At 69.6% G+C, this 26,308-nt stretch carries 27 protein-coding genes and 5 pseudogenes; 18 read left to right on the forward strand and 14 right to left on the reverse strand.

What is annotated here, in order from left to right; translation table 11 throughout:
• Nucleotides 1-16: 16 nt before the first annotated feature.
• Nucleotides 17-961, reverse strand: coding sequence for a helix-turn-helix domain-containing protein (locus QFZ74_RS19925; RefSeq protein WP_307622154.1), 945 nt, complete (start codon nucleotides 959-961; stop codon nucleotides 17-19).
• A 193-nt stretch (nucleotides 962-1,154) separates the two neighbouring features.
• On the opposite strand from QFZ74_RS19925, the gene QFZ74_RS19930 reads away from it, so the two are divergent.
• From QFZ74_RS19930 to QFZ74_RS30455, 5 genes and pseudogenes are all read left to right on the forward strand, one after another.
• On the forward strand, nucleotides 1,155-2,198 hold the full coding sequence (locus QFZ74_RS19930; protein WP_307622155.1) for an NAD(P)-dependent alcohol dehydrogenase: 1,044 nt from the start codon (nucleotides 1,155-1,157) through the stop codon (nucleotides 2,196-2,198).
• A gap of 89 nt (nucleotides 2,199-2,287) precedes the next feature.
• Nucleotides 2,288-2,671 (forward strand): VOC family protein, encoded by a 384-nt coding sequence (locus QFZ74_RS19935; RefSeq protein WP_307622156.1) that lies wholly within the window; start codon nucleotides 2,288-2,290, stop codon nucleotides 2,669-2,671.
• A 49-nt stretch (nucleotides 2,672-2,720) separates the two neighbouring features.
• Nucleotides 2,721-3,209 (forward strand): PAS domain-containing protein, encoded by a 489-nt coding sequence (locus tag QFZ74_RS19940; protein ID WP_307622157.1) that lies wholly within the window; start codon nucleotides 2,721-2,723, stop codon nucleotides 3,207-3,209.
• A 12-nt stretch (nucleotides 3,210-3,221) separates the two neighbouring features.
• A pseudogene (locus QFZ74_RS30450) lies at nucleotides 3,222-3,452 on the forward strand (PAS domain-containing protein); the annotation flags it as partial.
• 27 nt (nucleotides 3,453-3,479) lie between these two features.
• Entirely contained in the window at nucleotides 3,480-5,144 is a 1,665-nt protein-coding gene (locus tag QFZ74_RS30455) for a SpoIIE family protein phosphatase (RefSeq protein ID WP_373462488.1), read from the forward strand.
• Nucleotides 5,145-5,167: 23 nt separating this feature from the next.
• On the opposite strand, the gene msrA is transcribed toward QFZ74_RS30455, so the two are convergent.
• Both msrA and QFZ74_RS19960 read right to left on the reverse strand, forming a co-directional pair.
• On the reverse strand, nucleotides 5,168-5,845 hold the full coding sequence (gene msrA, locus QFZ74_RS19955) for a peptide-methionine (S)-S-oxide reductase MsrA (RefSeq protein WP_307622158.1): 678 nt from the start codon (nucleotides 5,843-5,845) through the stop codon (nucleotides 5,168-5,170).
• Between the two features lie 91 nt (nucleotides 5,846-5,936).
• Nucleotides 5,937-7,055, reverse strand: a complete 1,119-nt coding sequence (locus tag QFZ74_RS19960) for a hypothetical protein (protein ID WP_307622159.1) — start codon at nucleotides 7,053-7,055, stop codon at nucleotides 5,937-5,939.
• A 177-nt stretch (nucleotides 7,056-7,232) separates the two neighbouring features.
• On the opposite strand from QFZ74_RS19960, the gene QFZ74_RS19965 reads away from it, so the two are divergent.
• The gene (locus QFZ74_RS19965) at nucleotides 7,233-8,387 is read left to right on the forward strand and encodes a cystathionine gamma-synthase (protein WP_307622160.1); all 1,155 of its coding nucleotides are present in this window, start codon (nucleotides 7,233-7,235) and stop codon (nucleotides 8,385-8,387) included.
• 20 nt (nucleotides 8,388-8,407) lie between these two features.
• Here the strand turns inward: QFZ74_RS19965 and QFZ74_RS19970 are convergent, their stop codons facing one another.
• The 3 genes from QFZ74_RS19970 to QFZ74_RS19980 all read right to left on the reverse strand — a co-directional run bounded on the left by QFZ74_RS19970 (nucleotide 8,408) and on the right by QFZ74_RS19980 (nucleotide 9,876).
• Entirely contained in the window at nucleotides 8,408-8,656 is a 249-nt protein-coding gene (locus QFZ74_RS19970; RefSeq protein WP_307622161.1) for a hypothetical protein, read from the reverse strand.
• Nucleotides 8,657-8,708: 52 nt separating this feature from the next.
• Nucleotides 8,709-9,212 carry a sigma factor-like helix-turn-helix DNA-binding protein gene (locus tag QFZ74_RS19975; RefSeq protein WP_307622162.1) on the reverse strand — a complete coding sequence of 168 codons (504 nt, stop codon included), beginning with the start codon at nucleotides 9,210-9,212 and terminating at the stop codon, nucleotides 8,709-8,711.
• A 157-nt stretch (nucleotides 9,213-9,369) separates the two neighbouring features.
• A complete protein-coding gene (locus tag QFZ74_RS19980; RefSeq protein ID WP_307624218.1) occupies nucleotides 9,370-9,876 on the reverse strand; it encodes a MarR family winged helix-turn-helix transcriptional regulator in 507 nt (168 codons plus the stop codon).
• Nucleotides 9,877-10,037: 161 nt separating this feature from the next.
• On the opposite strand from QFZ74_RS19980, the gene ilvA reads away from it, so the two are divergent.
• The 4 genes from ilvA (at nucleotide 10,038) to QFZ74_RS20000 (ending at nucleotide 13,429) form a co-directional block, all read left to right on the forward strand.
• Entirely contained in the window at nucleotides 10,038-11,267 is a 1,230-nt protein-coding gene (gene ilvA, locus QFZ74_RS19985) for a threonine ammonia-lyase (protein ID WP_307622163.1), read from the forward strand.
• Between the two features lie 148 nt (nucleotides 11,268-11,415).
• Nucleotides 11,416-12,432, forward strand: coding sequence for an ATP-binding cassette domain-containing protein (locus tag QFZ74_RS19990; protein ID WP_307622165.1), 1,017 nt, complete (start codon nucleotides 11,416-11,418; stop codon nucleotides 12,430-12,432).
• Complete coding sequence (locus tag QFZ74_RS30460; RefSeq protein ID WP_373462414.1) at nucleotides 12,429-12,632, forward strand: integral membrane transport protein; 204 nt, start codon at nucleotides 12,429-12,431, stop codon at nucleotides 12,630-12,632. Before QFZ74_RS19990 ends, QFZ74_RS30460 begins: the two co-directional genes overlap by 4 nt.
• A 5-nt stretch (nucleotides 12,633-12,637) precedes the next feature.
• Nucleotides 12,638-13,429, forward strand: coding sequence for an ABC transporter permease (locus QFZ74_RS20000; protein ID WP_307622166.1), 792 nt, complete (start codon nucleotides 12,638-12,640; stop codon nucleotides 13,427-13,429).
• Between the two features lie 235 nt (nucleotides 13,430-13,664).
• Here the strand turns inward: QFZ74_RS20000 and QFZ74_RS20005 are convergent.
• Nucleotides 13,665-14,192, reverse strand: a pseudogene (locus QFZ74_RS20005) (transposase).
• Nucleotides 14,189-14,728 (reverse strand): winged helix-turn-helix domain-containing protein, encoded by a 540-nt coding sequence (locus QFZ74_RS20010; protein ID WP_307622167.1) that lies wholly within the window; start codon nucleotides 14,726-14,728, stop codon nucleotides 14,189-14,191. The pseudogene QFZ74_RS20005 and the gene QFZ74_RS20010 overlap by 4 nt, the downstream one beginning before the upstream one ends.
• A gap of 265 nt (nucleotides 14,729-14,993) precedes the next feature.
• Here QFZ74_RS20010 and QFZ74_RS20015 point away from each other — a divergent pair, with 265 nt between their 5' ends.
• On the forward strand, nucleotides 14,994-15,371 hold the full coding sequence (locus tag QFZ74_RS20015) for a DUF3592 domain-containing protein (RefSeq protein WP_307622168.1): 378 nt from the start codon (nucleotides 14,994-14,996) through the stop codon (nucleotides 15,369-15,371).
• A 24-nt stretch (nucleotides 15,372-15,395) separates the two neighbouring features.
• On the opposite strand, the pseudogene QFZ74_RS20020 reads toward QFZ74_RS20015, so the two are convergent.
• Nucleotides 15,396-15,576, reverse strand: a pseudogene (locus QFZ74_RS20020) (hypothetical protein); the annotation flags it as partial.
• A 111-nt stretch (nucleotides 15,577-15,687) separates the two neighbouring features.
• On the opposite strand from QFZ74_RS20020, the pseudogene QFZ74_RS20025 reads away from it, so the two are divergent.
• The 3 genes and pseudogenes from QFZ74_RS20025 to QFZ74_RS20035 all read left to right on the forward strand — a co-directional run.
• A pseudogene (locus QFZ74_RS20025) lies at nucleotides 15,688-16,450 on the forward strand (IS5 family transposase).
• Nucleotides 16,451-16,712: 262 nt separating this feature from the next.
• The gene (locus tag QFZ74_RS20030) at nucleotides 16,713-18,782 is read left to right on the forward strand and encodes a recombinase family protein (RefSeq protein WP_307624219.1); all 2,070 of its coding nucleotides are present in this window, start codon (nucleotides 16,713-16,715) and stop codon (nucleotides 18,780-18,782) included.
• Nucleotides 18,671-19,402 (forward strand): annotated as a pseudogene (locus QFZ74_RS20035) (ABC transporter permease); the annotation flags it as partial. The gene QFZ74_RS20030 and the pseudogene QFZ74_RS20035, both read left to right, overlap by 112 nt.
• A 74-nt stretch (nucleotides 19,403-19,476) precedes the next feature.
• On the opposite strand, the gene greA reads toward QFZ74_RS20035, so the two are convergent.
• The gene (gene greA / locus QFZ74_RS20040; RefSeq protein WP_307622169.1) at nucleotides 19,477-19,977 is read right to left on the reverse strand and encodes a transcription elongation factor GreA; all 501 of its coding nucleotides are present in this window, start codon (nucleotides 19,975-19,977) and stop codon (nucleotides 19,477-19,479) included.
• A 168-nt stretch (nucleotides 19,978-20,145) separates the two neighbouring features.
• A complete protein-coding gene (locus QFZ74_RS20045; protein WP_307622170.1) occupies nucleotides 20,146-20,553 on the reverse strand; it encodes a DUF4307 domain-containing protein in 408 nt (135 codons plus the stop codon).
• Nucleotides 20,554-20,722: 169 nt separating this feature from the next.
• Here QFZ74_RS20045 and mca point away from each other — a divergent pair, with 169 nt between their 5' ends.
• The 4 genes from mca to QFZ74_RS20065 all read left to right on the forward strand — a co-directional run bounded on the left by mca (nucleotide 20,723) and on the right by QFZ74_RS20065 (nucleotide 22,691).
• Nucleotides 20,723-21,583, forward strand: coding sequence for a mycothiol conjugate amidase Mca (gene mca, locus QFZ74_RS20050; protein ID WP_307624220.1), 861 nt, complete (start codon nucleotides 20,723-20,725; stop codon nucleotides 21,581-21,583).
• Entirely contained in the window at nucleotides 21,576-21,812 is a 237-nt protein-coding gene (locus QFZ74_RS20055) for a hypothetical protein (RefSeq protein WP_373462415.1), read from the forward strand. Before mca ends, QFZ74_RS20055 begins: the two co-directional genes overlap by 8 nt.
• A gap of 230 nt (nucleotides 21,813-22,042) precedes the next feature.
• The gene (locus QFZ74_RS20060; protein ID WP_307622172.1) at nucleotides 22,043-22,249 is read left to right on the forward strand and encodes a helix-turn-helix transcriptional regulator; all 207 of its coding nucleotides are present in this window, start codon (nucleotides 22,043-22,045) and stop codon (nucleotides 22,247-22,249) included.
• Nucleotides 22,250-22,352: 103 nt separating this feature from the next.
• Nucleotides 22,353-22,691, forward strand: coding sequence for a hypothetical protein (locus tag QFZ74_RS20065; RefSeq protein ID WP_307622173.1), 339 nt, complete (start codon nucleotides 22,353-22,355; stop codon nucleotides 22,689-22,691).
• Here the strand turns inward: QFZ74_RS20065 and hisC are convergent.
• The 3 genes from hisC to QFZ74_RS20080 form a co-directional block, all read right to left on the reverse strand.
• On the reverse strand, nucleotides 22,658-23,794 hold the full coding sequence (gene hisC / locus QFZ74_RS20070; protein WP_307622174.1) for a histidinol-phosphate transaminase: 1,137 nt from the start codon (nucleotides 23,792-23,794) through the stop codon (nucleotides 22,658-22,660). The genes QFZ74_RS20065 and hisC overlap by 34 nt on opposite strands.
• A gap of 156 nt (nucleotides 23,795-23,950) precedes the next feature.
• Nucleotides 23,951-25,297: a dihydrolipoamide acetyltransferase family protein gene (locus tag QFZ74_RS20075; RefSeq protein WP_373462489.1), complete on the reverse strand. Its 1,347-nt coding sequence runs from the start codon at nucleotides 25,295-25,297 to the stop codon at nucleotides 23,951-23,953.
• The gene (locus tag QFZ74_RS20080; protein ID WP_307622176.1) at nucleotides 25,291-26,307 is read right to left on the reverse strand and encodes an alpha-ketoacid dehydrogenase subunit beta; all 1,017 of its coding nucleotides are present in this window, start codon (nucleotides 26,305-26,307) and stop codon (nucleotides 25,291-25,293) included. The genes QFZ74_RS20075 and QFZ74_RS20080 overlap by 7 nt, the downstream gene beginning before the upstream one ends.
• Between the last annotated feature and the right edge of the window lies 1 nt (nucleotide 26,308).

The raw sequence follows: 26,308 nt of genomic DNA on the forward strand, positions 1-26,308 counted from the left end.
CTACGGCAAGTAAGGCCTACTGCAAGTAGGACGCAGGCGCGGAGTCTTCGTCGGACGGTCTGCCGGGAGCCCCGCTTCCGGCAGACCGCCGTGCGTCCGCGCCCCAGCTCGCCAGCAGGCGCAGGGCCTCGGCCGAGGCCGAGCCGGGCTCCGCGTGGTAGACCACCAAGCCCTGGTCGGCGTCGTCCGCCGTCCTCAGCGACTCGAAGTTCAGGGAGAGTTCGCCGACCAGCGGATGGTGCAGCCGCTTGATCCCGTGACTCTTCTCCTTGACGTCGTGCGTCGCCCACAGCCGCCTGAAGTCCGGGCTCTTCACGGACAGTTCGCCGACCAGCGCGGCCAGCCGCGGATCGTCCGGAGAGCAGCCCGCGTCCATGCGCAGGGCGCACACGATGTCGATCGCCTTCTGCTCCCAGTCGACGAACAGATCGCGGTAGTCCGGCCGCAGGAACACCAGCCGCGCCCAGTTGCGCTCCGCGTCCGGCAGCTCGCCCCAGTCGCCGAACAGCGCCACCGCCAGCCGGTTCCAGGCAAGGATCTCCGAGCGCCGCCCCACGACGTACGCCGGCACCCCGTCCATCGCGTCCAGCAGCTGCCGCAACGACGCCCTGACCTGCTGCGGCCGCCCTGCCAGCCGCTTCTTGTGCTGCTTGGGCCGGGCGAGATGCGTCAGATGCGCGTGCTCGGCGTCCGTCAGCCTCAGCGCCCGGGCGATCGAGTCCAGCACCTCCGCCGACACGTTCCGCCCGTTGCCCTGCTCCAGCCGCGTGTAGTACGCCACCGACACCCCGGCGAGCTGCGCCAGCTCCTCGCGGCGCAGCCCGGGGACCCGGCGGGCCCGGCCGAACTCCGGCAGCCCCACGTCCTGCGGCTTCAGCCGGGCCCGCCTGCTGCGCAGGAACTCGCTGAGCTCGGCGCGCCGGTCCAGGGCGCCGCCGACGGATGCGGGGCGTATGTCCATGCGCCCAGTATCGGTCGCGTCCGCCCGTCGCACGCCCGTCGTACGCACAGGAGCCTGACCCCGCCAGTGGTAGGACCGGCGGACGTAGGAAGCGGGGTGGTCTGGGTGGGCGCCGCCGCATGAGGCAGGCTGGACCATGTACCCGGTCAGAGGCGGCCGGGCACGCGTGAAAGCCTGCAAGGAGAACCCGCGCATGACCACTGTTGCTGCGTACGCCGCGCCCGCCGCGAAGGCCCCGCTGGAGCGGACCACCATCGAACGGCGCGAGGTCGGCGAGTTCGACGTCCAGATCGACATCAAGTACGCCGGCATCTGCCGCTCCGACATCCACCAGGCCCGCGAGGGCTGGGGCACGGCGATCTTCCCGATGGTGCCCGGCCACGAGATCGCGGGCGTCGTCACCGAGGTCGGCCCCGGCGTCACCAGGTTCGCCGTCGGCGACCGAGTGGGCGTCGGCTGCATGGTCGACTCCTGCCGCGAGTGCGACAACTGCCGGGCGGGCCTGCAGCAGTACTGCGAAAAGGGCGGCCCCGTCTGGACGTACAACGCCGTCGGCAAGGACGGCGAGCCCACCTACGGCGGCTACTCCGAGAGCGTCGTGGTCGACGAGAACTACGTCGTCCGCGTCCCCGACGGCCTCGGCCTCGACGTGGCCGCACCCCTGCTGTGCGCCGGCATCACGACGTACTCCCCGCTCAAGCACTGGAACGCCGGCCCCGGCAAGAAGGTCGCCGTCGTCGGCCTCGGCGGCCTCGGCCACATGGGCGTCAAGATCGCGCACGCGCTCGGCGCCGAGGTGACCGTGCTGTCGCAGTCCCTGCGCAAGAAGGATGACGGTCTGCGCATGGGCGCCGACCACTACTACGCCACCAGCGACCCGAAGACCTTCGAGGAGCTCGCCGGCACCTTCGACCTGATCCTCAACACGGTCTCGGCCCCGCTCGACTTCGACGCCTACCTGTCGCTGCTGCGCACCGACGGCGCCCTGGTCAACGTGGGCATCCCCGAGGAGCCCGTCCCGGTCCTGCTCTCCTCGGTCTTCGGCAACCGCCGCAGCCTGAGCAGTTCCGGCATCGGCGGCATCCCCGAGACCCAGGAGATGCTGGACTTCTGCGCCGAGCACGGCCTGGGCGCCGAGATCGAGCTGATCAGCGCGGACCAGATCAACGAGGCGTACGAGCGCGTCCTGGGCAGTGACGTCCGCTACCGGTTCGTGATCGACACGGCGACGATCTGACCCACGCGCCGGGCGGTCTAGCGGCCCTCACCTGGGGAAAACCTCCTCCGGTGGGGGCCGCTGTACGTTGGGTGGGAGGAGGTCACACGATGACTGTGCAGCTGAACCACACCATCGTCGCCGCGCACGACAAGCACGCCTCGGCCCGGTTCCTCGCCGACATCCTCGGCCTCGACGTGAGCCCCGAGTACGGCCCGTTCGTTCCCGTTCAACTGCCGAACGGCGTGACGCTCGACTACATGGAGACGAGCGAGGACATCGCGCCGCAGCACTACGCCTTCCTGGTCTCCGAACACGACTTCGACGAGATCTTCGGCCGCATACAGGACGCCGGGCTGCGTTACTGGGCCGACCCGTACCACGACCACCCGGACGAGATCAACCGCAACGACGGCGGCCGCGGCACCTACTTCGACGACCCCGACGGCCACCGGCTGGAGATCCTCACCCGGCCGTACGGGAGCGGCGGCTGACGCGACGGCTGCGGACGCGAGCGCAGGGATTTCCTGGGAGATTGGAGGCGTGGACGTTCTGGCAGACGGGGGTGCGAGCGACAGCCTGTTCTCCGCGTACCGGACGGTCGGGGTGGTGGGGGTGGACGCCGAGGGCGTGATCTCGGCCTGGGCCGGTGCGGCGCGGCACCACCTCGGATACACCGTCGAGGAAGCGGTGGGCATGCCCGCCGAGCGGCTGCTGGCCTCCCCCGGCGAGCGGGCGGCCGTACGCAGGGCCGTGGAACGCGCGGCCGCCGGGGCCGGGGCGAGCTGCTCGCTGGTCCTGCGGCACCGGGACGGCCGCCGGGTGACCCTCGGCGTGTGGGGCTGCCCGCTGCGCGACGTGTCCGGATCGCACGGCTGGATCGCCCTGCTGACCACGCTGGACGACCTGCGCTGGCGGGACGTGGAGGGCGCCGTCGTGGACGCGCTGTTCAGCCAGGGGCCGATCGGCCTGGCCGTCCTGGACGGCGACCTGCGCTACATCGCCGTCAACGCAGCCCTGGAGCAGATGTAGGGCGTCCCCAGCGGCGAGACGCTCGGGCGGCGCATGACCGACGGCTTCTCGGCCCCCGACGCCGCCGTCATCGAGGCCAGGCTGCGGTCCGTACTGGAGAGCGGCCGTACGGTGACCACCGAGCACCGCGGGCGTACGCCGGCCGACCCCGGCCACGACCACGTGTGGGCGACCTCCTCGTTCCGGCTGACCGACCGGACCGGCCGGACCCTCGGCGTGGCCTCCTCCGTCCTCGACATCACCGACCAGTACCGCAGCCGCGAGCGGCTGATGCTCCTCGACGAGGCCAGCGGCCGGATCGGCACGACCCTGGACGTGACGCGCACGGCCGAGGAACTGACCGAGGTCGCGATCCCGAGCGTGGCCGACTACATCGCCGTCGATCTGCTGGAGGGCCTCGCCCGCGGGGAGGAGTACATCGCCGGGTCGGTCGGCAGCGGCGCGCCGCTGCGCCGCGCGGCCATCCGGTCCGTCATCGCCGACGCCCCCGAGGCGAGCTACCGGGTCGGCGAACTGATCACCTTCCCGCCGGCCTCCCCGCAGGCCGAGAGCATGGCCACGGGAAAGTCCGTCCTGCTGCCGACGCTGGAGCACTCCCAGGAGTGGCTGGCCTACGACCCCGTGCGCCGCGACAAGATGCGCGCCGCCGGGATCCATTCCGTCGTCATCGTGCCGCTGCGCGCGCGGGACGTCACCCTGGGCGTGGTCCACTTCTACCGCTGGCAGAACCCCGACGCCTTCGACCACGACGACCTCCTCATCGCCGAGGAACTCGCCGCGCGGGCCGCCGTCTGCCTCGACAACGCCCGCCGCTACACCCGCGAGCACCACGCCGCCCTGACGCTCCAGCGGCGCATGCTGCAGGGGTCACTGCCCGAACAGACCGCCATCGAGGCCGCCTGCCGCTACCTGCCCGCCCGGGCGCACGCCGGGATCGCCGGCGACTGGTTCGACGTCATCACCCTCTCCGGCGCCCGCGTCGCCCTGGTCTCCGGCGACGTCCCGGGCCGGGGGGTCGCCGCCGTCGCCGGGGCGGGCCGACTGCGCCTGGCGATCCAGACGCTGGCCCAGCTCGACGTACCCCCCGACGAACTGCTCAGCCAGCTCGACGACACGGTCGCCCGCGCCGCAAGCGGACAGCCGGACTCCGAGGACCTGGCCGAGGAGGTCGGCACCACCTGCCTGTACGCGATCTACGACCCCGTCTCCCGGCAGTGCACCGTGGCCAGCGCGGGCCATCTGCCGCCGGTGATCGTCGACTCCCAGGGCAAGGCGGAGTGCGTCGAACTGCCCGTCGGACCGCCGCTGGGTCTGGGGGGCCACCCGTTCGAGACCATCGACGTGGAGGTCGCGGAGGGCAGCATCCTGGCCCTGTTCACCAACGGGCTGCTGGACGGCTACCGGGGCGACCTCATCGCCGGACTGGAGCTGCTGGGCCGGGTCCTCGGCGATCAGCGCGACCGCCCCCTGGACGAGATCTGCGACGCAGCCGTCGCCGTGCTCCAGCCCGACCGCGAACCCGAGGACGACGCCATCCTGCTGCTCGCCCGCACCCGCGCGCTGGGGGAGGACCGCGTCGCCTCCTGGGAACTGTCGGACGACCCCGCCGTCGTCGCCGAGAGCCGCTCCCTCGTCACCCGGCAGGTGCAGGAGTGGGGGCTCGACGAGGCCGCGTTCGAGGCGGAACTGGTGACCAGCGAACTGGTCACCAACGCCATCCGCTACGGCCGCGCGCCCATCCAGCTGCGCCTCATCCGCGGCCGCACCCTCATCTGCGAGGTCTCCGACGCCAGCAGCACCTCACCCCACCTGCGCGACGCCGCCAGCACGGACGAGGGCGGCCGCGGGCTGTTCATGGTCGCCCAGATCGCCGAACGCTGGGGCACCCGCTACACCCCGACGGGCAAGACCATCTGGGCGGAGTGCTCGGTCTGACCCGCCGCCGCTGACCGCCGTCGCTACTGGTCCGCGCCGCCGGGCGCGGGCGCCACGCCGATCGGGCAGGAGACACCGGTCCCGCCGATCCCGCAGTAGCCCGCCGGGTTCTTGTCCAGGTACTGCTGGTGGTACGGCTCGGCCGGGTAGAAGGGGCGGCCCTCGGCCGGGAGGATCTCCGTGGTGATCGTGCCGTGGCCCGAGTCGCTCAGCACCTTCTGGTAGGCGGCGCGGGACGCCTCGGCCGCGGCGGCCTGTTCGGGGGTGTGGGTGTAGATCGCCGAGCGGTACTGGGTGCCGACGTCGTTGCCCTGGCGGAAGCCCTGCGTGGGGTCGTGGGACTCCCAGAAGGTCTTCAGGAGACGGTCGTACGAGATCACCGCCGGGTCGTAGACCACGCGGACCGCCTCCGTGTGGCCGGTCAGGCCCGAGCAGACCTCCTCGTACAGGGGGTTCTCGGTGGAGCCGCCCTGGTAGCCGACCAGAGTGGTGTGGACGCCCGCCGGGAGCTGCCAGAACTTGCGCTCGGCGCCCCAGAAGCAACCGAGGCCGAAGTCGGCGGTCTCCAGGCCCTCGGGGTAGGGGCCGGCGAGCGGGGTGCCGAGGACCGTGTGGCGCTCGGGGACCTCGAAGGCGGGCTCGGGCCGGCCCTTGAGTGCCTGCTCAGGGGTGGGAAGCTGGGGCGTACGGCCGAAGAGCATGGGGTCTCCCTGTCGGTCTCGGGCGGAGCAGGTGGAGCACTCGGGACAACGTCCTCACGGGCGGGCGCATTCCGGTCGGACGCCCGGTACGTCAGCTGAGCAGCGTCGCCGGGCTGCCGCCGTTCGCCTCGTAGCCCGCCACCGCCAGCGCGCGGTAGACGGCGAACGCGGCGGCCGGGTCGCCGGACAGCGTCCAGGGGAGCGCGCCCACGTGGCCGTCGACGTGTATCAGCTGGCCCATGGCCTCCGTCCAGCGCTCGGCGCGGACCAGGAAGAAGACCAGCAGATGGCGGACATGCGCGAGCATCGGGTCGTCGTGACGCGCGGAGTGCGCCGCGTGGAGCGCCCCGTGGATCGCCTTGGTGACGACCTCGCTCTGGTAGAAGCCGCGCACCAGATTCACCTCGGGCAGGTGCTCGAAGACCGCGAACAGGGGCATCGCCGCCAGCAGGGAGCCCTCGGGGGCGCGGGCCGCGGCGGCCTCCGCGAAGGAGTACGCCTGCTCGCGCGAGCCGTGCCACTTCTCGCACCAGTGGTGCAGCGCCGCCAGATGGGCCCCCATGTGGTGCGGGGCGCGGTCCAGGATCTTGGCCCAGAGCCGGTCGAACTCCGGCTGCGGATAAGCCAGTCCGCGGGCCACCGACAGCTCGGTGATGTACGGGACCGGGTCGCCGGGAGCCAGGAGCGCCGCCTGCCCGCAGACGTCCCTGGCCTCCTCCATGATGATCCGGAAGTCGTCCGTGCCCGGCGTCGACGTACGCCACGCCTGCTGGGCCAGGAACTCGGCGTGCACCGCCGCGGCGCCCGCGTCCTTCGGCTGCTCGGCCCGCCACACCCGCAGCCACTGCCCGCCCGGGGTCTCGCTGACCCCGCCGGGCCGCTGCTGGAGCTCCAGCGCGGCCGCGCCCGCGAAGGCCTGCACCCGCTGCCAGCGCAGCTCGCCCTCGGCCTCGGTGCCGGCCAGCAGCTGCGCCGCCGCCCGGTAGTCCTGCGTGCGCTGCACCAGCTCCAGGACGTCCACCAGGTCCTGGTCGGGGCCGGGCATCCGCAGGTCCAGCTCCTCCTCGCGCACGAATCCGTACGCGGCCGGGTCCGCCGCGTCCGGGTGGCCCGGCGCGACCCGCTCGATCATCCCGCGCCTGCGCCGCAGGACGGGGAGCAGCACGAAGCTCAGCATGAGCAGTGCCATCAGGCCCCAGAGAATCTCCATGCCCCCAGCGAACCAGACGCCGCCGACAATTGGCCAACTCCGCCCGGCATCCTGTGGATAACCCCGCCCGGCGCCGCTGCGCGGCCGCTCCGGCCCGGTCCGCGAAGCCCCCTGCCGGCGCCCTGGACGACCGTGCCGTCCGACACGAGTCCCGCGGGCGCATTACGCTCGGTGCCCATGAGCGACACCCATAACAGCCAGCATTTCGAGACCCTTGCGATCCACGCGGGCAACACCGCCGATCCCCTCACCGGCGCGGTCGTCCCGCCGATCTACCAGGTCTCGACCTACAAGCAGGACGGCGTCGGCGGCCTGCGCGGCGGCTACGAGTACAGCCGTAGCGCCAACCCGACCAGGACCGCCCTGGAAGAGAACCTCGCCGCCCTCGAGGGCGGCCGACGCGGCCTCGCGTTCGCCTCCGGCCTCGCGGCCGAGGACACCCTGCTGCGCGCGCTGCTCAGCCCGGGCGACCACGTGGTCATCCCGAACGACGCGTACGGCGGTACGTTCCGTCTGTTCGCGAAGGTCGCCACCCGCTGGGGCGTGGAGTGGTCCGTGGCCGACACCAGCGACCCGGCATCCGTGCGGGCCGCCATGACCCCGAAGACCAAGGTCGTCTGGGTGGAGACCCCCTCCAACCCGCTGCTCGGCATCACCGACATCGCGGCCGTCGCTCAGATCGCCCACGACGCGGGCGCCAAGCTCGTCGTGGACAACACCTTCGCCACGTCCTACCTCCAGCAGCCGCTCTCGCTCGGCGCGGACGTCGTCGTGCACTCCCTGACCAAGTACATGGGCGGTCACTCGGACGTCGTCGGCGGCGCCCTGATCGTCTCCGACCAGGGCCTCGGCGAGGAGCTGGCGTACCACCAGAACGCGATGGGCGCGGTCGCCGGTCCGTTCGACTCCTGGCTGGTGCTGCGCGGCACCAAGACGCTCGCCGTGCGCATGGACCGGCACAGCGAGAACGCCACGAAGATCGCCGACATGCTGAGCCGGCACCCGCGCGTGACGCGCGTGCTGTACCCGGGTCTGCCGGACCACCCCGGTCACGAGATCGCCGCCAAGCAGATGAGGGCGTTCGGCGGCATGATCTCCTTCCAGGTCGCGGGCGGCGAGGAGGCGGCCGTCGAGGTGTGCAACCGCGCCAAGGTGTTCACCCTCGGTGAGTCCCTGGGCGGCGTCGAGTCGCTCATCGAGCACCCGGGCCGCATGACCCACGCCTCCGCGGCCGGTTCGGCCCTGGAGGTCCCCTCCGACCTCGTGCGCCTGTCCGTGGGCATCGAGAACGTCGACGACCTGCTCGAGGACCTTCAGCAGGCCCTCGGCTAGTCGGCTCAGCCGGTCACGGTTCACCAGCCGGTGACGGGTGGGGTCGTCCGGGAGGGCGGCTCCACCCACGGGCGTACGGTCAGCGCCCACACGGCGAACGCCACGGCCGCGGCGCCCAGCAGCAGCCAGAGCAGGAGCCGGACGGTGGCGCGGCGGCGCAGCATGCGGGCGCCGCGGCGCAGGGCCTCGGCGTACAGGTCCGGCGGCACCGGCGGCGGCGCCTGCTCCATGATCCGCCGCGCGGCGGCCTCCCGCTGGGGCCGGTTCACACGGGCCTCCGTCCTGCGGCCGGCAGGACCGCGCGGGCCGTTCTCCGCGGCCTCACGAGGAGGCCGCCTTCACTCCCGTCACCGCCGATGGGCGCCCCGGTGACGGATGCAGCAGTGTGGCCGTCGCCCGGTCGCACACGGTGTGTACCCTCTCCCTCGGCAGGCCGAGCAGCGCCGCGGCCTGCTCCTCGGCGACGCCCTCGTACAACCTCAGGACGAGGATCAGCCGCTCCTGGGGCGTGAGCGGGGCCAGCGGGCTCGCCGCGTGCGGGCGGGCGCGGCCGAAGCCGCCGTACTGGTGCCACGTCCCGCGCGCGAAGCGCGTCGCGAGGTACCGGCGGGCGCGGTCGTACGGATCGTCGCCGCGCAGCCGGTCCCAGGAGGCGTAGGTGTGGGCGAGCGCCAGGACGAGGAGCCGCCGCGCGCGCGGGTTGTCGTCCGGCGCCTCCGCGGTCAGCAGGGTCGCGGCATGCAGCAGCCGCCCTGCCGCGCCCGCGACGAACGCCTCGAACTCCCGGGCCCGGCGGGCTTCCTGGGACGCTCGCCGTTCACGCACCGCGCCTCCCGCCTGAGGCCCGCCGGCGTTCGGCACGGGATGTGGAAACGCGAACGACGGGGACCCGGTCTCATATGAGGCCAGCGGCGGCCCGGGGTCAAGGGCCCGGAACCAGGAGGCGGCCCGACCGGCGGCCCGGGTTTCCGGAGGGGCGCGCTCAGGAGGTGGGCGGCGTCTCCGGCCCGGGCACGCCCTGGACCGTCATCCGGGCGGAGAGCGCGCCGTTGAAGCGCGTGAGGAGCGTGCAGAACGACTCGCGCTCCTCCGGTGTCCATTCCCGCGTCAGCTCGGCCATCAACTGCCGCCTCGACGAACGTACTTCCTCCAGCCGGGCCAGCCCGCGCGGGGAGAGCTGAAGCACCACCGCCCGGCCGTCCTCGGGGTGCGAGGTGCGCTTGACCAGCCCGGTGTCGACCAGCGGAGCCACCTGCCGGGTGACCGTCGAGGAGTCGATGCCCATGCTCGACGCGAGGGCCTTCACACCCATCGGGCCCTCGTTGTCGAGCCGGTTGAGCAGCAGGTACGCGGCGCGGTCCATGGAGTTGCGCACCTGCCCGATGCCGCCGAGCCGGGTCTGCTCGGCACGGCGGGCGAACACGGCCACCTCGTGCTGGAGGGCGTCGAGGAGTCCGGTGTCGCCGACTGTCGTCATGTCCGTCGACATGTCAGGAGTGGTGGGCATGGCCGGAGGCTCACTTCACAGAAGAGTGCTGGATGGGGGACAGGGTACGCGGCCCGGGGGCGCCCCGTACCGGCCCTGCGCAAACCCGTTCCCGGGCTTCGTCACACTCCTCGCGCGGGACGGTGAACTGCGAGACTGGAGACATGAGCTACGGCACGGCTGACTCATGGGGCCCCGTCACTCTCGACGACGTACGAGGCGCCCAGAAGATGCTCACGGGCGTGGCGCGGGTGACCGCCATGGAGGGCAGCAGGCACCTGTCCCAGCTGGTCGGCGCCCCGGTCCACCTCAAGTGCGAGAACCTCCAGCGGACGGGATCGTTCAAGCTGCGCGGCGCGTACGTGCGGATCGCCGGGCTGCTGCCCGAGGAGCGGGCCGCCGGCGTGGTGGCCGCGAGCGCGGGGAACCACGCGCAGGGCGTGGCGCTGGCCTCGTCGCTGCTCGGCGTGCACTCCACCGTGTTCATGCCGAAGGGGGCGCCGCTGCCGAAGATCAGCGCCACCCGGGAGTACGGCGCGGAGGTGCGCCTGCACGGTGACGTGGTCGACGAGACGCTGGCGGCGGCGCGGGAGTACGCGGACCGGACCGGTGCGGTGTTCATCCACCCCTTCGACCACCCCGACATCATCGCGGGACAGGGCACGGTCGGCCTGGAGATCCTGGAGCAGTGCCCGGAGGTCGGCACGATCGTCGTCGGCATGGGCGGCGGGGGACTGGCGGCCGGGATCGCCGTCGCGGTGAAGGCGCTGCGGCCGGACGTGCGGATCGTGGGCGTGCAGGCGGCGGGCTCGGCGGCGTATCCGCCCTCGCTCGCGGCGGGGCGCCCGGTGTCCATCGAGCACCCGGTGACGATGGCCGACGGCATCAAGGTGGGGCGGCCCGGCGACGTGCCGTTCGGGATCGTCGAGTCGCTCGTCGACGAGGTCCGCACGGTCACCGAGGACGAACTGTCCGCCGCGCTGCTGCTGTGCCTGGAGCGGGCGAAGCTGGTCGTCGAGCCGGCCGGAGCGGGCCCGGTCGCGGCGCTGCTGATCGATCCCGGCGCGTTTCCCGGGCCGGTCGTCGCGGTGCTGTCCGGCGGCAACGTCGACCCGGTGCTGCTCCAGCGGGTCCTGCGGCACGGCATGGCCGCGCAGGGCCGCTACCTGGCCGTACGGCTGCGGCTGCCCGACAGTCCGGGGGCCCTCGCGGAAATGCTCGGGGTGTTGTCAGTGGCTGACGCTAACGTCCTCGACGTGAGCCATGTACGGACCGATCCGCGGCTCGGGCTCACGGAGGCGGAGGTGGAGCTGCACCTGGAGACGAAGGGGCCGGAGCACTGCACCGAGGTCGCCCACGCCCTGCGCGAGGCCGGCTACACGGTCATCGACTGATCCACCACGGTCACTCGTTCGAGTAAATCCGTTGTGAGACGCGATACATCGCGTTACTGTGTGTCGTGTGCTCGTCGCCGACGTGTCTCGGCTCCTCACCGCACCAACTCAGCTCTGTCAACGAATCCCTGACGACGTGGAGACTTATATGCCAGGCGCCATCTATGCCGAAGGTCTGGTGAAGACCTTCGGTGACGTAAGGGCACTGGACGGCGTCGACCTCGATGTCCCCGAGGGCACGGTCCTCGGCCTGCTCGGGCCGAACGGCGCGGGCAAGACGACGACCGTCCGCTGTCTGACGACCTTGCTGCGCCCCGACAGCGGCCACGCCGTCGTCGCGGGTGTCGACGTCCTCGAGCATCCGGACGCCGTGCGCCGTTCGATCGGCCTGTCCGGCCAGTTCGCGGCGGTCGACGAATACCTCACCGGCCGGGAGAACCTCCAGATGGTCGGCCGGCTCTACCAGATGAAGACGAAGCGGGCGAAGGCCCGCGCGGCGGAGCTGCTGGAGCAGTTCAACCTCACGGACGCCGCCGACCGCCCCACCAAGACCTACTCCGGAGGCATGCGCCGCCGCCTCGACCTCGCGGCCGCCCTCGTGGTCTCCCCGCCCGTGATGTTCATGGACGAGCCCACGACCGGCCTCGACCCGCGCAACCGCCAGCAGTTGTGGGAGGTCATCAAGCAGCTGGTCTCCGGCGGTACCACGCTGCTGCTCACCACCCAGTACCTGGAGGAGGCCGACCACCTCGCCCACGACATCGCGGTCGTCGACCACGGCCGCGTCATCGCCCAGGGCACCTCCGACCAGCTCAAGGCCCGCACAGGCGGCGAGCGCGTCGAGGTCGTCGTGCACGAGCGGGAGCACATACCGGTCGCCGCCGAGGTGCTGCGCGGCTTCGGCAAGGGCGAGACCACGGTCGAGGAGCACACGCGCAAGCTGACCGTTCCCGTCACCGGCGGTGCCAAGCTGCTCGCCGAGGTCATCCGCGAGCTGGACACCCGCGGCATCGAGATGGACGACATCGGCCTACGCCGCCCCACCCTCGACGACGTCTTCCTGTCGCTGACGGGGCACGTGGCCGAGGCGAAGGACGAAGAGGGCGGCGGCCAGGGCGGCCGCACCGACAGTGGCAAGGACAGCCGCAAGGAGGCCGTGAAGTGAGTGCCGTCACCGAGACCGCGCGGGTGGCGGCGCCCGCCAACCCCGTCAGCCAGCTCGTCCGCGACTCGCTGATCGTGGCCCAGCGGAACCTGATCCGCATGTCACGGATTCCGGATCCTGTTCGCTCGTCTCGGCGAGGTTCCATCTCGCCGCGCATCCAAGACCAGCGGTCCAACGCCTCGAAGGAGCAGGTGAAGTGAGCGCCATGAGCGATTCCCTGGTCGTCGCCCATCGGAACTTGATCCGCATGGGCCGGATTCCCGAAATGCTTATTTTTGGGCTGATCCAGCCAATCATGTTCGTGGTGCTGTTCACCTACGTGTTCGGCGGCTCGATCCAGGTCGGCTCGTCCAACGCCACCCAGGCCTACCGCGAGTTCCTGATGGCCGGCATCTTTGCCCAGACCGTCACGTTCGCCACGGCGGGCGCGGGTGCGGGCATCGCCGACGACATGCACAAGGGTCTCATCGACCGCTTCCGCTCCCTGCCGATGGCACGTGGTGCGGTGCTGACCGGCCGGACCATCGCCGACCTGGCTCAGACGGCGCTTACGCTCGTCGTCCTGGCGGTCGTCGCCCTGATCGTCGGCTGGCGCACGCACGAGAACTTGGGCAAGGCGCTCGCCGGATTCGGCCTGCTCCTGCTCCTCGGGTACGCGTTCTCGTGGATCGGCGCACTCATAGGCCTGTCCGTGCGCACTCCTGAAGCGGCGACCTCGGGCGGTCTGATCTGGCTGTTTCCGCTGACGTTCATCTCAAATGCGTTCGTCGACGCGAACCAGATGCCGTCCTTCCTGCGGCACATCGCGGAGTGGAACCCGTTCAGCGCCACCGTGCAGGCGTGCCGCGAGATGTTCGGCAACCTTCCCCCGGGCTTCCGGACGCCCGACGCCTGGCCCATGCAACACCCCGTGTGGGCCTCGCTGATCTGGTCGATCGTGATCATCCTGATCTTCCGCACCCTCGCGGTCCGCAAGTACCGCCGGGCGGCCGGTTGATGACTCCGCCTTCCCGGATCCTGTTCGCCAAGGTTGGCTAGGTGGCAATTGGCCCGCATACGGCGCTGACCAGGGACAGCAACATGCAACGGAGCCCCCTCCAGGGCGGAGGGGGCTCTTCTTGTACCTCGGGGTGCTGTCACCAGCACTACCTTTCGGACACCAAAAACCCGAACGGGTACTGCAGGCTGGGCGGGACGGGGGCCAAGCTACTGACCTTGAATGCGTGATGTCGTCATGGTGGCGGGCGTCGGAGGCCGGTGCTGGTGAGGCAGCCGTCGAGGACGTCATGGCGGTACTGGAGCTGGCGGAGGCCGCGTCGGACGGCAGTGATCAAGTCATCGGGGTCGGCGAAGGCGCGATTGGCCACGGTGGTGTGCCGTAGGACGGACCAGATGCCCTCGACCGGGTTGAGGTCGGGTGCGTAGGGCGGCAGTTGGAAGACGGTGAGCCAGTCGCGGTCGGCGATGTAGCGGCGCATGCCGGCGGTGAGGTGGGTGTTGAGGTTGTCTCAGACCAGCACCATCGGGCCGCCAAGCTGCTGGTGGGCGGTCTGGATCAGGTCGCGGTAGTCCTTCCAGGAGAAGCTTTTGCGCCCATCGGGCCGGGCGTCCGGGCAGGGATGGTAGATCAGCTTCGAGGGTTTGCCGGCCTTGTAGCAGGCCAGGGCGGCCACCGATAAGCGGCGGCGGGAGCGGCCCCGAACGCGGACCACGGGGGTGTGGCCGCGGCGGGACGAAGTGCGGGTGGTCGGCGGCGTCATCGAGAATCCGGCCTCGTCCTCGAAGACGAGCCAGGCGTCGAGCGCCGCCACGGTCCTTCCACCTGGAGCCAGGTCTCCTTCATCCAGCCGGCCACCGCGTTCTCGTCCCGCTCGATCGCCCGCCGGGCGGGGACCTGGCAGCTCCAGCCGTGCCGCTTGAGCAGGGCGGCCACCCCTTGCGGGGTGTAGCTCTTGTGGAAGCGGCGCCCGATCAGCGTCTTGATCCGCGACAGGGTCCAGGTCTGGTCCGGCCACCCATGTGCCACTGGCCCCTTGGCCAGCTCACGCTCCACCACGGCGAACAGTTCGTCGCTGAGCAGAGGCAGCGATGCCGGGCCCTTCGAGGCCAGGGCTCTCGGCCCGTCCTGCGACCAGGCCTTGCGCCAGCGCTGTACCGACCGGACGCTGACCCGCAGGTTGTGAGTGATGACCCTGTTCTCGTCGCCCTGCTGGAAGCGCTCGGCCGCCTCCAACCGCAACTCCTCGCGGAAGGCCCGCCGTTCGTCGGTCAGCCCGCCCCCTTGCGCATACCTCATGCACTTGGCGTACCGCAGGGATCACGGACCGTCAGCCCTACCGACACCACGCTTTGAAGGTCAGTGAGCCCTTTCCATCCTGGGTGAGCTGGCATGTGTGGTTGCCAGGTACTCGTGGCCGGCGGTTGCCCGTTCGCCATGGCGCTGGGTGGCGTTGTCGCCTTCAGGCACACGGGACGCCCATCTCGATGACGACTCCGGCAGTGCATGGCATCATGCGCAGGATGATCACTGAACGGGGGCTGCGGTGCCGGGTGTCTATCTGATGGGGTACATACCCTCGCTGGCCATTCTGGTGTTTGCCGTGGCGGCCAACTGGCCGCGTTTCATCCTCAAGCGGCGTGGCGTGCGCACGCAGGGGCAAAAGGGCGGCGACAGCTGGGGGTCCGGGATTCTCTCGGTGGACGTCATCTACCGAGACCACGAGGGGAAGCGCCACTACGTAACCGTAGCTCCCGAGTACCTACCCACAGGGGGGCGCTCGTCCGTCATCGAGGTCGTTTACGATCCACGGAATCCCAAGAGGGCGATGTCGGCGGGAGAGTTTGAGCGGCCCGCCTGGAAGACCACCGACGGCGGGATCCTCTTCGTCGCGGTCGGCATCGCCCTGCTCTATACGGTGTTCGTTTTGCTCCTGACGTGAAGGGACAGCCCCTCGCGGTCAGTCTCAGCTTCGCGGTGCACTTGAGGTTTGAGGGTAGCGACCACCCTGGATGAGGCTGGTGATCCAGGGTGGTGCACCGCAGCCTGCATAACAGGCGCCAGGTTTTCAGGACGGCTATGGCCTGTTCGCTGGGCGCGCGGATTTTCGCGGCGCCGTTCACAGCCTGCTGGCCTGCGGACAGCCTCTCCTGGCAGTGCCAACCTGCCAGGTAGCGACGGAATTGGGCTGACGACCAGGTGAAGCCCCTGGTAGATGGGATTTCGACCAAGAAATCCGTCTCCACCAGAGGCTTCGCATGCTTATCTACCGATCCGGGCTGGACCTGTCCAGCGCCGCCCTGCGCTTCCTCACCTCCCGGCTGCGCGCACACCGCCGGGTCCTTGGCACCCGATGGCGCCGCCTGAGCGCGGGCCGCCAGGCCCTGCTCACCCTCGCCCATCTGCGCAACGGACACCCCTACGCCCAACTCGCGGCCGGGTTCGGCGTCAGCACCACCGCCTACCGCTACATCACCGAAGCGGTGGACATCCTGGCCGCCCTCGCTCCGACCCTCGCCGAGGCAGTCCGGGTGGCGTCGATGAAGGCGTTCGTCCTGCTGGACGGGACGCTGCTGCCCATCGACCGGATCGCCATTGACCGGCCCTTCTACTCGGGAAAGCACAAGAAACACGGCATGAACGTGCAGGTCCTCGCTGACCCGTGCGGCCGCCTGCTGTGGGCCTCGCCAGCTCTGCCCGGGGCCCGCCCACGACGTCCGGGCGGCTCGCGATCACGGCATCATCGATGCCCTCGCCGAGGCTGGCATCGCCTGCTGGGCCGATAAGGGTTACCAGGGCGCCGACGGCACGGTCCGTGTCCCCCACCGCGGACGGTGGAAGACCCTTTCCGCAGGCCAGCAGGCTGCCAACCGGTCCCATGCGAAGATCCGGGCCCTAGTTGAACAAGCCGTCGCCGCCCTCAAGTCCTGGCGACTCCTCCGCAAGCTCCGCTGCTCGACCACCCGCATCACGAGCCTCGTCCAGGCCGTCCTCTCCCTGCATCTGGCCAGTTCAGATTGAGGATGGAAAACGCTCACTGGCGCGCTGTTGAGTGGGGGCGAACGCCAAGAGCAGCGCCTAGCGGACCTGTTGTTCGGTCATCTGCCCAACAAGCATAAAAATGGCGGAATTTGTCAGAGAGCGCCTGTCGAGTAGCAAGTGGGGCGGCTACCCTGAGGGGGATTCACATGGAGACCCCAGGGGGCGGCTACCCCCTGGGGCCAGGCCAGTCGTGGACCGGCCTGCCAGTCACGGAGGGACTGACATGGGGAAGGGTACCGTCATGCGCGGGCGTCGGACCGCTCGGGGCGTGATTCGGGTAGCCGTCTACCTTCGCGTATCTACCGCGAAGCAGGTCGAGGGATACGGCCTCGACACTCAGAAAAAGCAGTGCATGGCATGGCTGAACTACAAGCTCGGCCCTGGCAAGTACAAGATTCACAAGGTTTACGTCGACGGCGGAGAGTCCGGAAAGAAGGACTCGCGACCTGACCTCGACGAGATGACCGAGGCCATTGAGAAAGGCCTGATCGACCTCGTCGTGTTCGGCAAGCTGGACCGCATTGGGCGGACCATGGAGGACATCCACCTCTGGGTGTTCAACGCCACCAAGCACCACAAGATCAGGGTTGCTACGGCGGATGGTCGCCTGGACAGTGACGACGAGCTATTCGGCATCATGCTCAGCCTGTTGTCGTACATGGCGGAGCTGGAACACACCCTGATCCTTGAGCGAACCGCGGGCGGTCGGGATCAGAAGTTGGCCGCTGGCGGTTGGCCACTTGGCCAGCCTCCGTACGGCGTGATGCTCAGCGGTAAGGGCAGTAAGGCCGTTCCGGTCCTCTGTGAGGACGAGGTTCAGGTGATCGATATTGCCGCGAGTCTGCTTGTGGACCTCGGCTACTCGCGCGATGAGGCTGCCGCGCACCTGAACAATCTAGGCTCCCGCACTCGTAAGGGCCTGTCGTGGACAGGCGCGAACCTTGCCAAGCGTCTCAACTCCACAGCCCTTGACGGATACGTGGAGTTCCGCATCGAGCGCACCACCGAAGAAGACGAAGAGGAGACCTTTGAGGTCTTCCGGATCGAGGTTCCTCGGCCGATCAGTGATCCGAAGCGGGTGGAAGCTCTCCGAAGGGCTCTCAACCGGCGTTCGTTCAAGAAGAAGAACCTCACTCACTACCTGTTCACCGGTCGCCTGCACGCACTGTGCGGCGGCTACTACACAGGTGGAAAGCCTGCCGAGTCTCCCATCGCCTACTACCGGTGCATGGGAAAGCGGCTGGGACTGAAGTGCGAGTGCACGGAACTCCCCGCACCCGACGTAGAAAAGGCCATCTGGACTGAGGTTGAGGCTCTGCTCTCGGAGGTGGACAAGTTCAGGGCACTCGCCGCCAAGTGGTTGGGAGCGATCCCGGCACGCGCTGAGACGTACCGGAAGCGTCTCGCTGAGCTGGACGCGCAGATCGAGAAGAAGAGGGCCAGCCGCAAGGGTCAGCTCCTCGAAAAGCTCACCCAGATCTTCGAAGACGAGTTGGGTGAGGGCGCCGGAGACGGCATCGATGAGGAGACCATCCGAGAGGTGAAACAAGCCCTCCAAGCGAAGGAAGACGAACTGATCGCCGAGCGTGACCGTTTGGCTCGCTGGCTCAGGGAGGCCGAAGAACAGCAGCAACGGGCGGACGAGATCGTTTCCTTGGTGGAGGAGCGGGCGACCGAGATGGACTCCTTCACTCCTGTACAGCGCCGGGACCTTCTTGACCTCCTGGACATCCGCGTACAGGTAACCGGCAAGGGGCAGCCGCACCGGAAGGGGATCGCCGACCCCCTCACGGAGTGGCACAGGGAGACGGGCACGCTGGTGCCGCTCAAGATCAGCGATGGGGAGTGGGCCAGGGTTGACGCGGTCCTTCCCGACTTTCGCCAGACCGGGACGCCGAAGCGCGAGATGTTCGAGGCGATCTTGTGGAAGCTGCGGACCGCCGCGGGGTGGAGTGATGTGAGGATGTCCGGGAACTCCTGGGGTGCTGCGAGGAGGCGTGCGGAGGCCTGGCGTACCTCGGGCGCCTGGGAGGCCGCCATGGAGGCTCTGAAGCGCTGCGGTGGCGTTCCTGTGCCCCCGCTCATGGTCCTGCCACCCATGGAAGTTTGGGGCAGCATCGATCCGAGGTTCACGGCGCTGGAGCTGGAGGCCTGCGAGAGTGAGGGGGACGGCTGCAACCAGAACCACACCCACGCACAGTCTTCGGGCTCATCCAGCCGATCATGTTCGTGGTGCTGTTCACCTACGTGTTCGGCGGATCCATGCAGATCGGAGGCAGCACCAGCTCGGCCGCCTACACCAACTTCCTGATGGCCGGCATCTTCGCGCAGACCGTCACGTTCGCCACCGCCAGCTCCGGCGCGGGCATCGCCGACGACATGCACAAGGGCCTCATCGACCGCTTCCGCTCCCTGCCGATGGCGCGCGGAGCGGTGCTCACCGGGCGCACGCTGGCCGACCTGGTCCAGACGGCGCTGACCCTGCTCGTCCTCGCCGTCGTCGCCCTGCTGGTCGGCTGGCGCGCCGGCTCGGACGGCAGCACCGACGCCGTGAAGGTCGCGGCCGGCTTCGGCCTGCTGCTCCTGCTCGGTTACGCGTTCACCTGGATCGGCGCCCTGATCGGCCTGTCGGTGCGGACGCCGGAGGCGGCGACCTCGGGCGGCCTGATCTGGCTCTTCCCGGTGACGTTCATCTCCAACGCCTTCGTCGACACCAGCCACATGACCCCGTGGCTGCGGCACATCGCCGAGTGGAACCCGTTCAGCGCCACGGTCCAGGCCGCCCGTGTCCTGTTCGCCAACCCCGGCCAGTCGCAGTCGCAGGCCTGGCCGATGGAGCACCCGATCTGGGCCTCGCTGATCTACTCCGTGCTGATCGTCGTGATATTCCGGACGCTGGCGGTCCGCAAGTACCGCTCGGCCACCGCCTGACGCCGGCGGGCATGACGATGCCCTCGGTGTCCGCAGTGGACGCCGAGGGCATCGCCCGTGATCAGGGGCGGGGCTCAGCCCGAGTACGGCTCGGCCTTCAGGATCCGCACCGAGGCCATCTTGCCGTTCGGCAGCTCGTACTCCACGTCCTCGCCGACCTTGTGGCCGAGGACACCGGAGCCCAGCGGGGACTGCGGCGAGTACGTCTCGATGTCGGCGCTCGCGTACTCGCGCGAGGCGAGCAGGAACGCCAGCGTGTCGTCCTCGTCGCCGTCGAAGGCGATCGTCACGACCATGCCGGGCGCGACCGCCCCGTCGGCCGAGACCGGAGCCTCGCCCACCTTGGCGTTCTCCAGGAGCTGGGTCAGCTGGCGCACACGGAGCTCCTGCTTGCCCTGCTCCTCCTTGGCCGCGTGGTACCCGCCGTTCTCGCGCAGGTCGCCCTCCTCGCGCGCTGCCGCGATCTTGGCTGCGATCTCCGTGCGCGCAGGACCAGACAGGTACTCCAGCTCGGCCTTGAGCTGGTTGTACGCCTCCTGGGTCAGCCAGGTGACGTTCTCGCTGGTCTGGGTCACAGGTGCTCCTCGTCGGTACTGGGAATACAAAGCATCGCCCTACCCAGAAGAATGTTCCTTCACGGAAGGGCGAAACCACGAGCCTAACAATTCAATGGCCAAAGGGGGAGGACATAAGCCGCCAGAATCTCGTCCACGCAGGTCAGACCCTACGTATGGCGGATGTCCTCAGCGGGCGTGGCAGCCGAGCAGTTCGGCGGTCGTCCCGCGGGCCGTCGTACGGAGCGTGACGACCTTGTCGATGCGCGTGGCCGCTCCGGAGAAGGAGAAGTCCGCGCGGCCCACCTCGGCGCCCTCGCCGGTCTGGGAGCGCAGTGTGCAGTAGCCGGAGACGCCGGCGTCCTTGTGGACCTCCAGATGCGCCTCGACCGCGTCGTCCGAGACGGCCTTGAAGGCGATCACCTGGGCGTTGATCTCGTTCTGTCCGACGTAGTGGTAGGCGAAGAAACCGACCAGTGCGATCAGGACCGCGCCGAGCACCGCTCCGGCGGTCCTGAGCCGACGGTCCGTGCGCGCGTCCGCGTCCGGGGAACGGCCGTAGCGCCCCTCGGGCGGCCGCGTGCTCGCCGTACTCATGATCGTCCTCTCGGCCGAAGCGGGGACGAGTGTCCCGAAAGGGGCCTTTGGCGCCGGGCCCGGAATTATTCGCCCCCCGATTGGGTCACTATAGAAGCCGCCGAACGCACCCCCGGAAGTGGGGCGCCGACTTGCTGAGGATTGAGTCTTGACTGACCAGCTGCGACTGATGGCCGTTCACGCGCACCCCGACGACGAGTCGAGCAAGGGCGCGGCGACCATGGCGAAGTACGTGTCCGAGGGTGTGGATGTGCTGGTCGTGACCTGCACCGGCGGGGAGCGCGGCTCCATCCTCAACCCCAAGCTGCAGGGCGACACCTACATCGAGGAGAACATCCACGAGGTGCGCCGCAAGGAGATGGACGAGGCCCGGGAGATCCTCGGCGTGAAGCAGGAGTGGCTCGGCTTCGTCGACTCCGGCCTGCCCGAGGGCGACCCGCTGCCGCCGCTGCCGGCCGGCTGCTTCGCCCTGGAGGACGTCGACAAGGCGGCCGGTGAGCTGGTGCGGCAGATCCGCTCCTTCCGCCCGCAGGTGATCACCACCTACGACGAGAACGGCGGCTACCCGCACCCCGACCACATCATGACCCACAAGATCTCGATGGTGGCGTTCGAGGGCGCGGCGGACGCGGAGAAGTACCCGGAGAGCGAGTACGGCCCGGTGTACCGGCCGCTGAAGCTGTACTACAACCAGGGCTTCAACCGCCCCCGCACCGAGGCCCTGCACCGCGCGATGCTGGACCGGGGTCTTGAGTCGCCGTACGGGGAGTGGCTCAAGCGCTGGGACGAGTTCCAGCGCGCCGAGCGCACGCTGACCACGCACGTTCCGTGCGCCGACTTCTTCGAGACCCGTGACAAGGCGCTGATCGCGCACGCCACGCAGATCGACCCCGACGGCGGCTGGTTCAAGGTCCCCATGGAGATCCAGAAGGAGGTCTGGCCGACGGAGGAGTACGAGCTCGCCAAGTCCCTCGTCGATACCTCCCTCCCCGAGGACGACCTCTTTGCGGGCATCCGCGACAATGCCTGACATGAGCGCGAGCCTGGCACTGACGCATCTCCTCCCCCTGGCCAAGGAGGTCGACGAGAACAAGGTCACCCCCGGCGTCCTCGGCTTCATCGTCTTCGCGGTGATGGCCGTGGCCGTATGGGGCCTGATGAAGTCGATGAACAAGCACATGCAGCGGGTCGACTTCAAGGAGACCGACTCCTCCGGCGAGAAGGCCGGCACGGCGGGCGAGTCCTCCCGCCAGGAGTGACGCGGGAGTGACGGCGGCGTCATGTCCAACGCCTCACTCCGCCGAGGGCACGGGCACGCCCAGCACCTCGCGGGCGTGGCGGCTCGGTACCATGCCCAGCCGCCATGCCGGCCAGCCTGCCTCCAGCCTGCCTCCAGCCCGCCTCCCGGCCGGTCCGCGTTCCAGTACCAGAGCTCGATCCGGGGGCGTCCCCCCAGGAGTGGTTCGGGAACGAGCTGCGCAGACTGCGCTTGGAGCAGGGACTGTCGGCCAAGGAGCTGGGACGGTTAGTGCAGGTCAGCGACGACATGATCTTGTCGATCGAGAAGGGCAAGTACCCGAGCCGCCGTCGCGATGTCGTTCAACGGCTCGATGATGTCCTCCGCACGGGAGGGCTGCTTGACCGCGCGTGGCCGATGGCCTTCGGCAATCGCGATGCCGATAAAAAAACGGGCTGATGCCGATAAGGCTTCCACGCGCAGGGGGGGACACGTTCAGGCGCCGACAGGCCGCATCCTGGGCAGAGACGAACCGACTCTTCGCCCTGGGAGCCATGAGCCCGTGATTCGACGCTCGTTCCTCCAAATCAGCGGCATCGCCGCCATAGCCACTTTCGACCTCACCGACGTCTTCGCCCCCTCCGATCTGTCTCTCCCGACGACCGTCAACCCGAGCCACCTCGACCAGGTCTTGGCCGCGGCCACCGCCATCAGCGGCATGGACAACGAACTGGGTGGCGGTGGCATGGTGCGTGACGTAGCCAGTCGCTCGATGCAGTGGTCGGCCGGCCTGCTGCAAGCCCAGTGCCCCGAGCACCTGCGAACCGAACTGTTCGCCGCCGTATCGCGGCTCGGCATCGTGGTGGGTCAGGAGACCGCCTTCCGGAAGTGGCCCCGGTGAAAGGCTTCCGCAGTGGTCAATATGATGTCGTTGGCTTGGGGTTCTCCTATCGTGATGCGGACGCCTTCGGTGCCGTAGGGGCGGACGGACACCCCAGCCCGTTGGCACGCCGCGGCGAAGGCACTGGTGTGCTCACCCGGGCGCAGCCACAGGAAGTTGGCCTGGCTGTCGCAAACCGTCCAGCCCTGTTCGAGTAGTGCTGCGCGTACGCGTTCACGTTCGGCGACAAGGCGCTCAACCCGCGCCATCAGCTCGTCCTCGCGCCGCAGCGAGGCGATCGCGGCGTCGTGGGCGACGGTGGAGACGCCGAACGGGACGGCTGCTTTGCGGAGTGCTGTGATGACCGGCGGGTGGGCGACGGCGTATCCAACACGTAGCCCGGCAAGGCCGTAGGCCTTGGAGAAGGTGCGCAGCACGACGAGGTTGGGCCGGTGCCGGTACAGCGCCAGGGCGTCGGCGCAGTGCGGATCGCGGACGAACTCCGCGTAGGCCTCGTCGACGGCCACCAGCACGTCGGCAGGCACGCGGTCCAGGAAGCGTTCGAGTTCGCCGTGGTGCAGCGCACGACCAGTGGGATTGTTCGGTGTGCATACCAGGACAAGCCGGGTGCGGTCGGTGATAGCACGGGCCATGGCGTCCAGGTCGTGGGCTTCGTCGTGGGTGAGGGGGACCTGGATGGGCCGGGCACCGGTGAGACGGGTGACGATCCGATAGGACTCGAAGGACCGCCAGGGGTAGACGACCTCGTCGCCCGGTTCGGCGGTGATGTGCAGAAGCTGCTGCAGCAGTCCGCTGGAGCCGGTGCCCACGGCGATATGCCCGGCCGGGACGTTCAGCCGGGTGGCGAGTTCGTCGGTCAGGGCGCCGCAGGCCATGTCGGGGTAGCGGTTGAGCTGCTCGGATGCGGTCGTCACCGCTTCGAGCACGCCGGGCAGCGGTGGGAAGGGGTTTTCGTTCGAGGACAGCTTCCAGCCCGCCGCGGTGCCGGTTGCGGCGGCGGGGCCGGGCACATAGGCGGGCACGTCGTCCAATGCGGCACGCAACCGCAGTGACGGCTGTCCGGCTGTCGTGCAATGCAGCTCGCCCGGCGTGCGAAAGGTCATACCAGGAATCCATTCTGTGTCGTGGGCTCTACGCCCGTTCGGTCTGCTGTTCCCGATCCGCGTCCGGCACCACTGCCCACGGCGCCGCTCGGGCGCAGTAGCACACGGGCGTGCTGTACGGGGCCGCGCGGCGCGTACCGCCAGCGCTCGGAACGGTCACATGTCGGCAAGCAAGGTGGTCGGCCGTTCGACGCAGTCGGCGATGTAGCGCAGGAAGCCTCCGGCCGCGCCGCCGTCGCAGACCCGGTGGTCGAAGGTCAGCGACAGTTGGGTGACCTTGCGGACCTCCAGGGATCCGTCCACGGCCCAGGGTTTGTCGAAGACGCGGCCCACACCCAAGAGGGCGGCTTCGGGGTGGTTGATGATGGGGGTGGATCCGTCAACGCCGAAGATGCCGTAGTTGTTGAGGGTGAATGTTCCGCCGGTGAGAGCATCGGGGGGCAGGGGACCTGTTCGTGCCAGGCCGGTCAGCCGGGCCAGTTCGGCGGCGATCTGGGCGGTGGTCATGCGGTGTGCGTCGCGTACGACGGGGACGACCAGGCCGCGCTCGGTCTGCGCCGCGAAGCCGAGGTTGATGTGCGGGTAGCGGACGATCTCGCCGGCTGCGGTGTCGACGCTGGAGTTCAGCTCGGGGAAGCGCTTCAGGCCGGCGACGCAGATGCGGGCGAGGATCGCGAGCAGTCCGATGCCGAGGTCTGGGTGAGCTGCCTTCAGCGTGTTCTTCGCCTCCAGCAGTCCGGTAGCGTCGACGTCGACCCAGGTGGTGGCGTCGGGGATCTCTGTGCGGCTGCGGGAGAGCTTGTCGGCCACCGCGCGTCGCAGCCCGCGCAGCGGGATCCGCTCGACTGCCTCCCGGGCTGGGTAGGAAGGCGCGCCTTGGGGTGCGGGGCGGGCGGAGCGGGCGATGGCCTGTTCCACGTCGCGGCGCCGGGCCACACCGTGGGGCCCACTCGTCGGCAGCGCCGTGATGTCCACACCGTGGTCGCGGGCCAGTTTGCGCACCAGCGGGGAGATCGCTCGCGGTGCTTCGCCGACCATGGTCGGCCGGTTGGACGTGACTGAAGCTGCTGGCGTGGTGGCGCGGCGGCGCCGTCGGGCGGAGGGCCCGTGGCCGGTGCCGTATCCGATCAGGACGTTGCCGGAGCCGCCCTGTTCCTCTTCTCGGTAGCGGGTCGCCGCCGGATCCTCGGCCACCCCCGGGTTCTCGCCCGGGGCGCCGGTCTCGGGTGCCGGTGGCTCGGAGGGCGCCGGTGCTCCGACGGAGATGAGGGGTGCGCCGACGGCGAGTGGGGAGCCGGCATCGGCATGGAGGGTGAGCACAGTTCCGGCGTAGGGGACGGGTACCTCGACGGCGGCCTTGGCCGTCTCGACCTCCACGATGATCTGGTCGACGGTGACGGTGTCTCCGACGGCCACTTTCCACTCGACGATCTCGGCGTCGGTGAGACCCTCGCCGAGGTCGGGCAGGCAGAAGACCTGCTCTCGGGTGTTGTCGGTCACGATGCCTCCCGGGCCAGGTGCAGAAGGTCGGGTTCGTCGTCGAACTGCAGGCGGTCGACCGCGTCCAGGACACGGTCCACACCGGGCAGGTGCGCGTGCTCCAGCTTGGGTGGGGGATAGGGGATGTCGAATCCCGTGATTCGCAGAACGGGGGCGGCCAAGGAGTGGAAGCAGCGTTCCTGTACCCGGGCGACGATCTCGCCTCCGATCCCGGCGAAGCCCTGGGCCTCGTGGACGACGACGCAGCGGCCGGTGCGCCGCACGGAGGCGGCGACGGTCTCGTCGTCGAAGGGGACCAGGGACCGCAGGTCGACGACCTCCAGGCTGCGGCCCTCGCTCGCGGCGGCCTCGGCCGCCTCCAGGGCGACGGGGACGCTGGGGCCGTAGGCGACCAGTGTCGCGTCGGTTCCCTCGCGGCGTACGACCGCCCGGCCGAACGGCTCGGCGCGGCGTGTGGCGAGGTCGGTTTCCTGCTTGGACCAGTACAGCCGCTTGGGCTCCATGAAGACCACTGGGTCGGGATCCGCGATCGCGTCGCGCAGCAGCCAGTAGGCGTCCTCCGCGGTCGCGGGGGTGACGACTTTCAGGCCGGGGGTGTGGGCGTAGTACGCCTCGCTGGAGTCGCAGTGGTGTTCCACGCCGCCGATGCCGCCCGCGTAGGGAATGCGGATCACCATGGGCAGAGCGAGTTGCCCGCGCGTGCGGTTGCGCAGTTTGGCCACGTGGGAGGCGATCTGCTCGAACGCGGGGTAGGCGAAGGCGTCGAACTGCATCTCCACCACGGGGCGGAAGCCGCCCATGGCCATGCCGACGGCCAGCCCGACGATGCCGGACTCGGCCAGCGGGGTATCGAAGCACCGCTGGTCGCCGAACTCCTTCGTCAGTCCGTCGGTGATGCGGAAGACTCCACCGAGGGGGCCCACGTCCTCGCCGAAGACCAGCACCCGCTCGTCCTCGCGCAGGGCGTCGCGCAGGGCGGCGTTCAGCGCCTGCGCCATCGTCACCGTGGTCATG

Origin of the sequence: Streptomyces sp. V3I7 (assembly GCF_030817495.1) — a bacterium.
GTDB lineage: Bacteria > Actinomycetota > Actinomycetes > Streptomycetales > Streptomycetaceae > Streptomyces.

What these genes read in the sequence shown, in the direction of transcription:
- QFZ74_RS19925 (WP_307622154.1), bottom strand. Translation starts at nt 961, where the DNA reads ATGGACATACGCCCCGCATCCGTCGGCGGCGCCCTGGACCGGCGCGCC.
- QFZ74_RS19930 (WP_307622155.1), top strand. Translation starts at nt 1,155, where the DNA reads ATGACCACTGTTGCTGCGTACGCCGCGCCCGCCGCGAAGGCCCCGCTG.
- QFZ74_RS19935 (WP_307622156.1), top strand. Translation starts at nt 2,288, where the DNA reads ATGACTGTGCAGCTGAACCACACCATCGTCGCCGCGCACGACAAGCAC.
- QFZ74_RS30455 (WP_373462488.1), top strand. Translation starts at nt 3,480, where the DNA reads ATGCTCCTCGACGAGGCCAGCGGCCGGATCGGCACGACCCTGGACGTG.
- msrA (WP_307622158.1), bottom strand. Translation starts at nt 5,845, where the DNA reads ATGCTCTTCGGCCGTACGCCCCAGCTTCCCACCCCTGAGCAGGCACTC.
- QFZ74_RS19960 (WP_307622159.1), bottom strand. Translation starts at nt 7,055, where the DNA reads ATGGAGATTCTCTGGGGCCTGATGGCACTGCTCATGCTGAGCTTCGTG.
- QFZ74_RS19965 (WP_307622160.1), top strand. Translation starts at nt 7,233, where the DNA reads ATGAGCGACACCCATAACAGCCAGCATTTCGAGACCCTTGCGATCCAC.
- QFZ74_RS19980 (WP_307624218.1), bottom strand. Translation starts at nt 9,876, where the DNA reads ATGTCGACGGACATGACGACAGTCGGCGACACCGGACTCCTCGACGCC.
- ilvA (WP_307622163.1), top strand. Translation starts at nt 10,038, where the DNA reads ATGAGCTACGGCACGGCTGACTCATGGGGCCCCGTCACTCTCGACGAC.
- QFZ74_RS19990 (WP_307622165.1), top strand. Translation starts at nt 11,416, where the DNA reads ATGCCAGGCGCCATCTATGCCGAAGGTCTGGTGAAGACCTTCGGTGAC.
- QFZ74_RS20000 (WP_307622166.1), top strand. Translation starts at nt 12,638, where the DNA reads ATGAGCGATTCCCTGGTCGTCGCCCATCGGAACTTGATCCGCATGGGC.
- QFZ74_RS20010 (WP_307622167.1), bottom strand. Translation starts at nt 14,728, where the DNA reads ATGAGGTATGCGCAAGGGGGCGGGCTGACCGACGAACGGCGGGCCTTC.
- QFZ74_RS20015 (WP_307622168.1), top strand. Translation starts at nt 14,994, where the DNA reads ATGGGGTACATACCCTCGCTGGCCATTCTGGTGTTTGCCGTGGCGGCC.
- QFZ74_RS20030 (WP_307624219.1), top strand. Translation starts at nt 16,713, where the DNA reads ATGCGCGGGCGTCGGACCGCTCGGGGCGTGATTCGGGTAGCCGTCTAC.
- QFZ74_RS20045 (WP_307622170.1), bottom strand. Translation starts at nt 20,553, where the DNA reads ATGAGTACGGCGAGCACGCGGCCGCCCGAGGGGCGCTACGGCCGTTCC.
- mca (WP_307624220.1), top strand. Translation starts at nt 20,723, where the DNA reads ATGGCCGTTCACGCGCACCCCGACGACGAGTCGAGCAAGGGCGCGGCG.
- QFZ74_RS20055 (WP_373462415.1), top strand. Translation starts at nt 21,576, where the DNA reads ATGCCTGACATGAGCGCGAGCCTGGCACTGACGCATCTCCTCCCCCTG.
- hisC (WP_307622174.1), bottom strand. Translation starts at nt 23,794, where the DNA reads ATGACCTTTCGCACGCCGGGCGAGCTGCATTGCACGACAGCCGGACAG.
- QFZ74_RS20080 (WP_307622176.1), bottom strand. Translation starts at nt 26,307, where the DNA reads ATGACCACGGTGACGATGGCGCAGGCGCTGAACGCCGCCCTGCGCGAC.